At 71.1% G+C, this 10,436-nt stretch carries 8 protein-coding genes and 1 pseudogene; 3 read left to right on the top strand and 6 right to left on the bottom strand.

Annotated features, from left to right (window positions below):
- Positions 1-357: 357 nt before the first annotated feature.
- Positions 358-1,869, top strand: coding sequence for an APC family permease (locus O3Q52_RS13700; protein ID WP_269649046.1), 1,512 nt, complete (start codon positions 358-360; stop codon positions 1,867-1,869).
- 116 nt (positions 1,870-1,985) lie between these two features.
- Here O3Q52_RS13700 and O3Q52_RS13695 read toward each other — a convergent pair whose 3' ends face one another.
- Positions 1,986-2,483, bottom strand: a complete 498-nt coding sequence (locus O3Q52_RS13695) for a GbsR/MarR family transcriptional regulator (protein WP_269649045.1) — start codon at positions 2,481-2,483, stop codon at positions 1,986-1,988.
- Between the two features lie 104 nt (positions 2,484-2,587).
- Between O3Q52_RS13695 and O3Q52_RS13690 the strand changes: the two genes are divergently transcribed.
- Both O3Q52_RS13690 and O3Q52_RS13685 read left to right on the top strand, forming a co-directional pair.
- Positions 2,588-3,505 (top strand): ABC transporter ATP-binding protein, encoded by a 918-nt coding sequence (locus O3Q52_RS13690; RefSeq protein ID WP_269649044.1) that lies wholly within the window; start codon positions 2,588-2,590, stop codon positions 3,503-3,505.
- Complete coding sequence (locus tag O3Q52_RS13685) at positions 3,502-5,121, top strand: ABC transporter permease (protein WP_269649043.1); 1,620 nt, start codon at positions 3,502-3,504, stop codon at positions 5,119-5,121. The genes O3Q52_RS13690 and O3Q52_RS13685 overlap by 4 nt, the downstream gene beginning before the upstream one ends.
- Before the next feature lie 104 nt (positions 5,122-5,225).
- On the opposite strand, the gene O3Q52_RS13680 is transcribed toward O3Q52_RS13685, so the two are convergent.
- The 5 genes and pseudogenes from O3Q52_RS13680 to O3Q52_RS13660 form a co-directional block, all read right to left on the bottom strand.
- The gene (locus O3Q52_RS13680) at positions 5,226-6,446 is read right to left on the bottom strand and encodes a cytochrome P450 (RefSeq protein ID WP_269649042.1); all 1,221 of its coding nucleotides are present in this window, start codon (positions 6,444-6,446) and stop codon (positions 5,226-5,228) included.
- 161 nt (positions 6,447-6,607) lie between these two features.
- Positions 6,608-7,273 carry a response regulator transcription factor gene (locus tag O3Q52_RS13675; protein WP_269649041.1) on the bottom strand — a complete coding sequence of 222 codons (666 nt, stop codon included), beginning with the start codon at positions 7,271-7,273 and terminating at the stop codon, positions 6,608-6,610.
- On the bottom strand, positions 7,270-8,616 hold the full coding sequence (locus O3Q52_RS13670; protein ID WP_269649040.1) for a sensor histidine kinase: 1,347 nt from the start codon (positions 8,614-8,616) through the stop codon (positions 7,270-7,272). The genes O3Q52_RS13675 and O3Q52_RS13670 overlap by 4 nt, the downstream gene beginning before the upstream one ends.
- A 131-nt stretch (positions 8,617-8,747) precedes the next feature.
- On the bottom strand, positions 8,748-9,812 hold the full coding sequence (locus O3Q52_RS13665; RefSeq protein WP_269649039.1) for a LuxR C-terminal-related transcriptional regulator: 1,065 nt from the start codon (positions 9,810-9,812) through the stop codon (positions 8,748-8,750).
- Positions 9,813-9,822: 10 nt separating this feature from the next.
- A pseudogene (locus tag O3Q52_RS13660) lies at positions 9,823-10,347 on the bottom strand (acyltransferase); the annotation flags it as partial.
- Positions 10,348-10,436: the final 89 nt, after the last annotated feature.

The raw sequence follows: 10,436 nt of genomic DNA, 5'->3' as shown, positions 1-10,436 counted from the left end.
CGGCGGCGAGCCCGGCGAGGCGGTCGCCGGAGCGTTCGGGGCTCGCGGCGGCGAGCAGCCGGGCGAGGCCGTCGAAGCGGTGGGTGCGGCCGCCGAGGGCGGAGGTGTACGTGCTCATGCCGGCGACGGTACGAAGCGTGGGCGTACGGGGTCCATGGCCGGCCGGAGAGTTAACGCAGACGTTCGCTGCCGGGGCGATCCACAGGCGTTCTAAAGGTCTGGTTGACAAACATTTAACGCCCGAACCGGCGACACGACTCATTTTCCGTGCAGCATTCCGGTCGACCGAAGGCAAGCGCGAAGACGAGCGCGAAGACGAGCGGGCGACCGCGGACGACCCTTGAGAGGGGCCACCCGATGGCAGTACAGGAGGGCGCAGCCCCCGAGGCGGCGACCGGCGAGGACACCACCGTCCACCGGCTCAAGCCGAACGCGATCGGCCTGCTGGGCGTGGTCTTCATGGCCGTCGCCACGGCCGCGCCGATCACCGCGATGACGGGCAACGTGCCCTTCATGGTCTCCTCCGGCAACGGCATCGGAGCCCCCGCGAGCTATCTCGTCGCAATGGTCGTCCTGGCGATCTTTGCGGTCGGCTTCACCTCGATGGCGAAGCACATCACGTCCACGGGCGCCTTCTACGGCTTCATCTCGTTCGGCCTCGGCCGGACCGTCGGCCTGGCCTCGGGGCTCCTCGCGACCTTCGCGTACGTGGTCTTCGAGCCGGCCCTGATCGGTATCTTCTCGACCTTCGCCACGACGACCCTCCACGACCAGACGGGGGTGGACGTCCCGTGGTGGGCGTTCGCGATCCTGATGCTCGCAATCAACGCCACGGGCACGTGGTTCGGGGTGTCGGTCGCCGAGAAACTGCTCGTGGTGCTGCTGGCCACCGAGGTGACGATCCTCGCGGCGATGGCGATCTCCGTCGCCCTGCACGGCGGCGGCCCGGACGGCTTCACGTTCGGCCCGGTCAACCCGGTCAACGCCTTCCAGGGGACCTCGGCCGGTCTCGGACTCTTCTTCGCCTTCTGGTCGTGGGTCGGCTTCGAGTCGACGGCCATGTACGGCGAGGAGTCCCGCGATCCGAAGAAGATCATCCCCAAGGCCACGATGATCTCGGTGCTCGGCGTCGGCGTCTTCTACGTCTTCGTCTCCTGGATGGCCGTCACGGGCAACGGCGAGGCGGCGGCCGTCGAGGCGGCCTCGTCCTCCAACCCGCTCGCCCTCTTCTTCAACCCCACCGAGCAGTACGTCGGCCACTGGGCCGTCATCGTCATGCAGTGGCTCATGATCACCGGCTCGCTGGCCTGCGGCATGGCCTTCCACAACTGCGCCGCCCGCTATCTCTACGCCCTCGGCCGCGAGGGCGTGCTGCCGTCACTGCAGCGCACCATCGGGCGCACCCACCCCGAGCACGGCTCCCCGCACGTCGCGGGACTCGTCCAGACGATCGTCAGCGCGGTGCTGCTCGCGGCGTTCTGGGCGGCGGGCAAGGACCCGTACACCGGCACGTACGTCCTGCTCGCCATCCTCGGCACGATGGCCATCCTGGTGGTGCAGGCGGTGTGTTCGTTCGCGGTGCTGGCCTACTTCCGCAAGAACCACCCCGAGTCCCGGCACTGGTTCAGGACCTTCACCGCCCCGCTCGTCGGCGGCCTCGCGATGCTCGCGGTGGTGGTCCTGCTGGTGTCCAACATGGGCGTCGCGGCCGGCCCCGAGTCCGGCTCGATCGTCCTGAAGGCCACCCCGTGGATCGTCGTACTGATCGGCGCGGGCGGAGTGGCATACGCGCAGTACTTGAAGAGGCGGCGACCGGAGGGGTACGCGCTGCTGGGCAGGACGGTCCTGGAGGAGACGAAGGAGCGCTAGGCGCGCCCCTTCAGGGGCGCGGGGAACTGCGCGACCAGCCACGGACGGGCCCGCAGTTCCCCACCCCCGGTCACCCCGCCCCCGACCACCCCACCCACGGCCACCCCCCGGCGACCTCACCCGTCGCCGAACTCCCGCTGCTTGTGGACGCGCCAACGCTCCATCATCTCGGCGATCTCCACCTCGACGAACTGGAAGAAGGCGCGCGTCTCGGCGAGCCGCCGCCCCGCGGGCGTCTCGATACCCAGGCTGTCGACCCCCTCGTCGAGGGCGGACTGCCAGCGCTTGAGCACCGCGTCGCGGCTGGTCAGCGCCTCGTACCACTGGTCACTGTGCACCCGGTACCGCTCGCGCCGGGAGCCTGGCTCCCGCTCGCGCGAGACCATGTGCTGCTGCGCGAGATAGCGCACCGCCCCGGAGACGGCGGCGGGGCTGACCTGGAGCTGTGCACCGATCTCGGCGGAGGTCAGCGCCCCGGAGTCCGAGGCGAGCAGAGCGCCGAACACCCGGGCCGGCATCCGCTGCATCCCGGCCTCGACCAGTTGCGCGGCGAAGCCCTCGACGAACTTCGAAACCGCCTCCGGGTCCCGCCCCGCCTCACTCGGTTCCGACATCCCTGGATCCTCTCCCCTGCTCAGCGCATCATGGTCGAGTGTATCCGTGATTTATACGCTTCCTTAACTTCACAAATTTCTGAAAGAAGCGTACGTTCTGAACCATGACGAAGGCAAACCCCGCCATCGAGGTATCCGGACTGCACAAGTCGTTCGGCAGCACGCACGCCCTGGACGGTCTCGACCTCGACGTCGAGACCGGCGAGGTCCACGGCTTCCTCGGCCCGAACGGCGCCGGGAAGTCCACCACCATCCGCGTCCTGCTGGGCCTCCTGCGCGCCGACTCCGGCGCCGCCCAGCTGCTGGGCGGGAACCCGTGGACCGACGCGGTCGAACTGCACCGCCGGATCGCGTACGTCCCCGGCGACGTGACCCTGTGGCGCAACCTCTCCGGCGGCGAGGTCATCGACCTGTACGGGCGACTGCGCGGGGGCCTCGACAAGGCACGCCGGACGAACCTGACCGAGCGGTTCGAACTCGACCCGACCAAGAAGGGCCGCACCTACTCCAAGGGCAACCGGCAGAAGGTCGCCCTCGTCGCCGCCTTCGCCTCGGACGTGGACCTGCTGATCCTGGACGAGCCGACGTCGGGCCTCGACCCGCTCATGGAGGAGGTCTTCCAGTCCTGCGTCGAGGAGGAACGCGACCGGGGCCGCACCATCCTGCTCTCCTCGCACATCCTCAGCGAGGTGGAGGAGCTGTGCGACCGCGTCAGCATCATCCGCAAGGGCCGGACCGTCGAGAGCGGCTCGCTCACCCAGCTGCGCCATCTGACCCGCACGAGCGTCACCGCCGAACTCGCGGGCCCGCCCAACGGGTTGGCGGCCCTGCCCGGCGTCCATGACCTCGACGTCCAGGGCAGCAGGGTCAAACTCCAGGTGGAGAGCGACAAGCTGAACGCCGTACTGCGTTCCCTCACCGAGTCGGGCGTGCGGTCCCTGACCTCGACTCCGCCGACCCTGGAGGAGCTGTTCCTGCGGCACTACCAGGAGGACGTGCGGGCGGAGGCGGTGTCGCGATGACCGCCGTGGCTTCGGGCGCGAGGTTCGGCGTACGAACGGGTGGTTCCCGTCAACTGGCCGGTACCTGGGCCCTGTTGAGGCTCGCACTGCGTCGCGACCGGGTGATGATCCCGCTGTGGGTCGCGGTGATCGGGCTGATGGTGGTCTCCATGCCCGGCTCGCTGGAGAGCATCTACTCCACGGCCGCCGAACGCGCCGACGTGGCCCGCCAGATGCTGACCAACAGCTCCCTGCGCGCCATGTACGGGCCCGTGTTCGGCGACTCCCTCGGCGGCCTCACGGCGTGGCGCATCGGAACGTACGCGGGTGTGTTCGCCGGGATCATGAGCCTGCTCGTCGTCGTGCGGCACACCCGGGACGAGGAGGAGAGCGGCCGCCAGGAGATGGTCTCGGCGGGCATGGTGGGCCGTCGCGCCCCTCTGACCTCGGCACTTCTCGCCGCCCTCGTCGCGAACGCGGCCCTCGCTCTGATCATCACGGGCGGCCTCGCGGGACAGGGTTCCTCGGGCGCGCTGGCACTGGGGCTCGGCACGGCCGGGGTCGGCATGGTCTTCGCGACGATGGCGGCGATCGTCGCCCAGCTCACGGAGAGCGCCCGGCTCGCGAAGGGGCTGACGGGCGGACTGCTGGGCGCGGCGTTCGTGCTGCGGGCGGCGGGCGACTCGTCGGTGAGCGACGGCTCGTCGGTACTGACCTGGCTGTCCCCCGTCGGCTGGCTGGAGAACCTGCGGTCCTTCGCCGGCGAACGGTGGTGGGTGCTGCTCCTCTTCGTCGCCGCCGTGGCACTCCAGGGCACGATCGCGTACGACCTGGCCGGCCGCCGTGACGTCGGCATGAGCTTCCTGCCGACCCGGCCGGGCCCTGCCACCGGCCGCCTCGGTACGGCCTGGGCGCTGGCCTGGCGGCTGCAGCGCGGCAGCGTCCTCGGCTGGAGCCTCGGCTTCCTCGCCGCCGGGGCCGCCTTCGGCGGGATCACCACGGGCGCCACGGATCTCGTCGGCGACAACGAACGCACCCGCGAGATCATCGAGCGCATGGGCGGCCAGTTCGGGATCACGGACGCGTTCCTCGCCACGATGGTCGGCATGCTCGGGATGGTCGCCGCCCTGTACGTCGTCCAGTCCGTGCTGCGCCTGCACGCCGAGGAGACCTCCCAGCGTGCGGAACCCGTCCTCGCCAACGCCGTGGGCCGCCTGCGCTGGGCCTCCGGCCACCTGCTGATCGCCTTCGGCGGGGCGACCCTGATCATGCTGGTCGGCGGCCTGGGCCTGGCCCTCGGCTACGGCCAGGACCTCCCCACCATCCTGGGCGCGTGCCTCGTCCAGCTCCCCGCGATCTGGACGATCGGCGGCCTGGCCGTCCTCCTCCACGGGGTGTCTCCGACGGTGGCACCGGGTGCGTGGGGCGCCGCCGGCGCGGTTCTCCTCCTGGGCTGGATCGGTCCGGCCCTCGACCTCCCGGCCACGATCCTGGACCTCTCCCCCTTCGGCCACCTCCCGAAGCTCCCGGGCGGGGAGATGGCGTGGACCCCGGTGCTGGTACTTACGGGGATCGCGGTGGCGCTGGTGGGCGTGGGGCTGGCCGCGCTGAGGCGCCGGGATCTGACTACGGGCTGACGGGGTGGCCGGGTGCGGGTGGGTGGGGGCTGGTCGCGCAGTTCCCCGCGCCCCTAAAAGACCTGCGCCGTTCCCCGCGCCCCTGAAGGGAGGCGCGGGCCCCGTCACACCTCGACAAGCAGTCCCTCCAACCCCCGAATCACGAAGTTCGGCTTCCGCTCGGGCTCGGCAGCGAGCCTGAGCGAAGGAGCCTGATCCAACAACGCCCCCATCGACGCGGCCAGTTCGATCCGGGCAAGCGGCGCCCCGATGCAGTAGTGGATCCCCGCGCTGAAGGAGATGTGCGGGTTCTCCGGCCGGGTCAGATCCAGCGCCTCCGGCTCGGCGAACACCGCCGGGTCGTGGTTGGCGGAACCGAACAGCAGCGCCACCTCACTCCCCCGGGGAATCACCGTCCCGTCCACCTCGATCTCGTCGAGCACCCACCGCTCGAACAGCTGCAACGGCGTGTCGTACCGCATCAGCTCCTCCACCGCCGTGCCCACCAGCCCCCGGTCCGCCCGGAGCGCCGCCAGCTGATCGGGGTTCCGGAACAGCGCCCACCACCCGTTCACCGTGGCGTTCACCGTCGCCTCGTGGCCCGCGTTCAGCAGGAGTACGCACGTCGAGATCATCTCCTGCTCACTGAGCCGGTCCCCCTCGTCGTACGCCGCGATCAGCCCCGAGACCAGGTCGTCCCCCGGCTCCTTGCGCCGGACCGCGATCAGCTCCCGCAGGAACTCGGTGAACTCGACCGACGCCCGCACCGCCTTCTCCGCCGTCTCCTCCGACGGGCTCAACTCATACATCCCGCAGATGTCCGCCGACCAGGGCCGCAACTGCGCGCGCTCGGACTCCGGGATCCCCAGCATCTCCGCGATGACCGCCACCGGGAGGGGTTCGGCGACGACCTTCAGCAGGTCGCCTCCGCCGGCCTCGACCAGCTCGCCGACCAGCTCGGACGCCAGCCCGTCCACGTACGGCCGCAGCCGCTCGACCGTCCGCGGGGTGAATGCCTTCGACACCAGCCGCCGGATCCGCGTGTGGTCCGGGGGCTCCAGGTCGAGCATCCCGTGGTCGTTCAGCACGTGGAACGGCTCGTGCTCGGCCGGCGGTGCCGTGCGCCCGAAGTCCTCGTGGGTGAACCGGTGCTGGTACGTCCGGCCCAGGCGCCGGTCCCTGAGCAGCGCCGACACGTCCGCGTGGTGCGGGACCAGCCACTGGTTGGTGGGCTCGTAGTAGTGGACCCGGCCCTGGGCACGGAGGTCCGCGTACGCGGGGTACGGGTCGGCCAGGAATGCCTGGTCCCAGGGGTCGAACGCGGGCGGGGTTTTCGTAGCTGCCATGAGCGGACGCTAGCCGGAGGTGTCCCTGTCTGACCAGGGCCGTCCCTCTCCCTGGGGGTTGTCCACGGGCCGGTGGTGAGGTGCGGGTCCGGTGGGGGCTGGTCGCGCAGTTCCCCGCGCCCCTGAAAGACGGGCGCGCCCGTGTCCCGACAGCTGTCCTCTTACCCCGGGGTCACCAAGCGGGCCTCGTAGGCGAACACCGCCGCCTGGGTGCGGTCCCGCAGGCCCAGCTTGACGAGGATGCGGCTTACGTGGGTCTTGATGGTGGACTCGGCCACTACGAGGCGGGTGGCTATCTCGGCGTTGGACAGGCCCTGGGCTATGAGGACCAGGACCTCCGTCTCGCGCTCGGTCAGGTCTCCGTAGGCCGCCTGGGCGGTGGCCGACAGGCGGGGCTCCTCGGCCAGCTTCGAGAACTCCGTGATCAGCCGCTTCGTCACCGAGGGCGCCAGCAGTGCCTCGCCGGCCGCGACGACCCGCACCCCGTCCGCGAGCTGCCGGGCGGAGGCGTCCTTCAGAAGGAAGCCGGACGCTCCGGCGCGCAGCGCCTGGTACACGTACTCGTCGAGGTCGAACGTCGTCAGGACGAGCACCTTCGACGCGCTGCTCGCCGCCACGATCTCGCGGGTCGCCTCTATGCCGTTCATCTCGGGCATCCGGATGTCCATCAGGACCACGTCCGGCCCCAGCTCCCGGACCCGGTCCACGGCCTCGCGGCCGTTGACCGCCTCGCCGACGACCTCGATGTCCGGCATCGCGCCGAGCAGCACCGAGAAGCCCTCGCGGACCATCATCTGGTCGTCGGCGATCAGTACGCGGATGGTCATGCGGAGTCCTCCGTCGGTGCCGTCGCCGGGACGGGGAGGAAGACCGTGACCTCGTAGCCCCCGTCTTCCGTCGTCGCCGCCGTCATCTCCCCGTCCAGCATCGACACCCTCTCCCGCATGCCCGTGATGCCGTGCCCGGCGCCCGGTGAGGGCTTGACCAGGCCGGTCGCCGGACCGTTCACGACGCGCAGTCCGAGTCCGCCGAGCACATAGCCGATCTCCACCTTGGCCGCGGCGCCCGGCGCGTGCCGCAGGCTGTTGCTCAGCGCCTCCTGGACTATTCGGTACGCGGACAGCTCGACGCCCTGCGGGAGCTCGCGCACCGCTCCGGTGACCGTCTTGTCCACGGCGAGGCCCGCGCCCCGCACGTTCTCCAGGAGTCGGTCCAGGTCCGCGAGGGTGGGCTGCGGGGCGTCCGGGGCCTCGTAGTCCTCGGCCCGTACGACGCCGAGGACCCGGCGCAGCTCGGAGAGGGCTATGACCGCGTTCTCCCTGATCACCGCGAAGGCGTATTCCAGCTCCGGAGGTGGGTTCTCCACGCGGTAGGGGGCGGCCTCCGCCTGGATGGCGACCACCGACATGTGGTGGGCGACCACGTCGTGCAGCTCGCGGGCGATCGTCGTGCGCTCTTCGAGAAGGGTGCGCTTGGAACGCTCGTGCGCCGTCACCGTCTCCTGGGCGGTGACCTTCTGCGCGGCGTCGTGCCGCACATGCCAGACCGTGACGACCAGCAGGGCCAGCGCGCTCACGAACAGGAAGGGCATGGTGTTCGTGTAGTAGTGGCTGCCTCCGAAGAAGACCTCGGCGAACAGGCCGTACGCCGCGGTCAGCGCCCACATCCAGGCTGCCGTGCGGGGTCTGGTCCTCAGCGCCACGATCGTGAGCACGATCAGCTGGGTCGCGAAGGCGCCGGGCAGCCAGGGCCAGTCGCTCCCCCAGTCGTTGCCGAACAGGGCCGTGACCGGTGTCACCGCGAGGGAGACCCAGAAGGCTCCGACCGGCCTGAGCAGAGTCAGCATGATCGTGCCCAGGGCGAGGAAGCCGGTCAGGAGCTGCGAGAGATCACCGCCGCCGTTGCCCGCGAGGGAGATGAGCAGCGCCACCAGGCCGGCCAGTCCCACCACTATGTGCGGGGTCCAGGCCGCCTGCTCCCGCAGGCGCGGCGGCAGCCGCCGGGTCAGGCCGCCGTCCACACGCATCCTGGGAAGTGGGCGGACGGCGAAGGCGTCGTGGAAGAGGTCCTGACGCAGCCCCCGCGACGCGTCCATCGCCAGCTGGAACTCGGGGCTGCGCTGCCTGGCACCGCCTGGCGGTGTCGTCTGCGTCTGCGTCGTCTCGGTCACATACAGAACGGTAGGCGGAGACCGGCATAGTGGTCGTCACCAGTGAGAAGGGTCATTCGGCCTCCCTCTCAGGTACTACGGGTACGACCGGGTGTCCCTCGGGTCGGTGCCGCCCGTGGCCGCCGGGGCGCTCAGTAACCGGTGGGGCGCACCAGCCCGCACTCGTACGCGAACACCGCCGCCTGGGTGCGGTCCCGCAGGCCCAGCTTCACGAGGATGCGGCCCACGTGGGTCTTGACGGTCTGCTCGGCGACGAAGAGCCGCTCGGCGATCTCCGCGTTCGACAGGCCCTGCGCGATGATGGAGATGACCGACATGTGGTGGGCGACCACGTCGTGCAGCTCGCGGGCGATGCGGTTGCGCTCCTCCAGCAGGGTGCGGCGGGAACGCTCCTCCGCCGTCAGGTACTCCTGCTCGACCAACTGGGTGCGCGCCTCGCGGCTGCCGCGCAGGGCCGTGCCGAGGAGGACGGCGACGGCGAACACGGACACGGCCACCACGCCCGTCCCCGAGTACGGTCCACCGCCGAGGAGGCCCTGGACGAAGGCCGTGACCAGCCCGGTCACCGCCAGCACCGCGAGGGCCACGCGGGCGCGCATCCGCAGGGCGAGCAGGAAGAGGATGAGAGCGTGCGCGGCGATCGTGGGCCCGATCCACGGCCAGTTGGGGCCCGGGGGCACCATCTCCGTCATGTTCGACCGCGCGGCCACGGCGGTGATGAACGTCGCGGACAGCGACAGCCACCACGCCGGAAAGGGCCGCCACAGCGCGAGTACGAGCGCCACGCCCTGCGCCACCCCGGCCGGCAGACCGAACTCGACGCCCAGCCGGTAGCTGGTGCTCATCTCGTCGATGGCGCCGATCACGACGACGACAGCGATCAGGCAGACCACGACGTGCGGCAGCCGCCGCAGCCAACGGGGCCGGGACAGCGGCGGCAGGGACGTACTGCCGGACGAGACGCCCGCGAGAAGTGCGGACAGGGAGCCGCGGCCGCGACGCACCTGGGCGGAACCGGCAGGACCGGTGGAGACGGCAGGGCTGGTGGAGACGGCAGGGCTGGTGAAGCCGGTGGCGCTGATGGGGTGCTCGGAGCGAGTGGGCAGAGGCACGGCGGGGCGGGTCTCCGGGGGCGGGGGCGGGAGCGGGGCCGAGCGGGTGTCGTCCCCTGTCCGGGCGTCCTTGGCGTCGTCCACGCCGTCAACCCTAGGCACGCCGGACCTCGTTCGCTTCCACGGCTACGCGGTGGGTGCGGACGACGCGTGACGGACGACGCGTACGACGGCCGCGGCCGCGGTGCCCCTGCTCGTAGGAACGAAAGGCCGCCCAGCACACGGCCAGGGCGAGGGCGAAGACCGGGAGCCAGGCAAGTCGGAACGCCACCCACGCGAGGTCGTCCGGGGTGGTGTGCAGAGCGGGGAGCCGGCCCGCGAGGAGGCCCGTCGCGGTGACCGACATCAGTGCCGTCTGGTGCCACAGGAAGATCGTCATCGCGGAGAGGTTGACGACGGCGACCCAGGCCCAGAGCACCGGCCTGCGCATCGCCCGGCGCAGACGCTCGCGCAGCAGCAGCGCCAGACCGCACTGGGCCAGGCCGAAGGCGACCACGGCCAGGGTCGGCGGGTTGAGGTTGGAGACCGAGGCGCCGGGGACGCCGACCATCGACGCCGGACAGCCGCCCCACGCCACGAGCCCCGCGGTCACCGCCGCGCCGCCCGCGAGCAGCACCCGGCACGGGCGCCACCCAGGCGGGCTCCGTTCCGGCTCCGGCACGGGAGCCACCCAGGCACGGGCTCCGTTCCGGTACCGGCACCGCACCC

Source organism: Streptomyces sp. ActVer (genome assembly GCF_027270795.1).
Taxonomy (GTDB): domain Bacteria; phylum Actinomycetota; class Actinomycetes; order Streptomycetales; family Streptomycetaceae; genus Streptomyces; species Streptomyces umbrinus_A.
Note: the sequence above shows the minus strand (reverse complement) of the source record. Positions and strands in the feature narration are given on the sequence as shown.

Bases quoted from the DNA above. Each gene is read 5' to 3' on its own strand.
- O3Q52_RS13690 (WP_269649044.1), top strand. From the start codon at position 2,588: ATGACGAAGGCAAACCCCGCCATCGAGGTATCCGGACTGCACAAGTCG.
- O3Q52_RS13675 (WP_269649041.1), bottom strand. From the start codon at position 7,273: ATGACCATCCGCGTACTGATCGCCGACGACCAGATGATGGTCCGCGAG.
- O3Q52_RS13685 (WP_269649043.1), top strand. From the start codon at position 3,502: ATGACCGCCGTGGCTTCGGGCGCGAGGTTCGGCGTACGAACGGGTGGT.
- O3Q52_RS13695 (WP_269649045.1), bottom strand. From the start codon at position 2,483: ATGTCGGAACCGAGTGAGGCGGGGCGGGACCCGGAGGCGGTTTCGAAG.
- O3Q52_RS13680 (WP_269649042.1), bottom strand. From the start codon at position 6,446: ATGGCAGCTACGAAAACCCCGCCCGCGTTCGACCCCTGGGACCAGGCA.
- O3Q52_RS13700 (WP_269649046.1), top strand. From the start codon at position 358: ATGGCAGTACAGGAGGGCGCAGCCCCCGAGGCGGCGACCGGCGAGGAC.